The following is a 492-nucleotide window of genomic DNA, read 5'->3' on the forward strand; positions in this document are numbered from 1 at the left end:
TTGGCCGGCGGCGTCGCCGTCCTCGCCAGTCCGACGCCGTTCGTCGAGTTCTCGCGGCAGCGGGGTCTGGCCCCGGACGGGCGGTGCAAGCCGTTCTCGGCTGACGCCGACGGCACGGCCTGGGGCGAAGGTGTCGGCATGCTGGCGTTGGAGCGGTTGTCGGACGCGCGGCGTCTGGGGCACAAGGTGCTGGGCGTCATACGTGGCTCGGCGGTGAACCAGGACGGTGCGAGCAGTGGTCTGACGGCGCCGAACGGGCCGTCGCAGGAGCGGGTGATCCGGGCGGCGCTGGCCAACGCGGGGCTGTCGGTGGCGGATGTGGACGCGGTGGAGGCGCACGGCACGGGCACCAAGCTGGGCGACCCGATCGAGGCACAGGCGCTGATCGCGACCTACGGCCAGGACAGGGACGGGGGAAGCCCGGTCCGACTTGGCTCAGTGAAGTCCAACATCGGCCACACTCAGGCCACTTCGGGTATCGCAGGAGTGCTG

1 protein-coding gene is annotated in these 492 nt (G+C 71.3%); it reads left to right on the forward strand.

Annotated elements, in window-relative coordinates; translation table 11 throughout:
• Positions 1 to 492, forward strand: a 492-nt coding sequence (locus ICC28_RS40110) for a beta-ketoacyl synthase N-terminal-like domain-containing protein (protein WP_188293805.1), incomplete at both ends; no start/stop codon positions are given.

The sequence above is a fragment of the Streptomyces sp. TRM68416 genome, from assembly GCF_014596915.1.
Classification (GTDB): domain Bacteria; phylum Actinomycetota; class Actinomycetes; order Streptomycetales; family Streptomycetaceae; genus Streptomyces.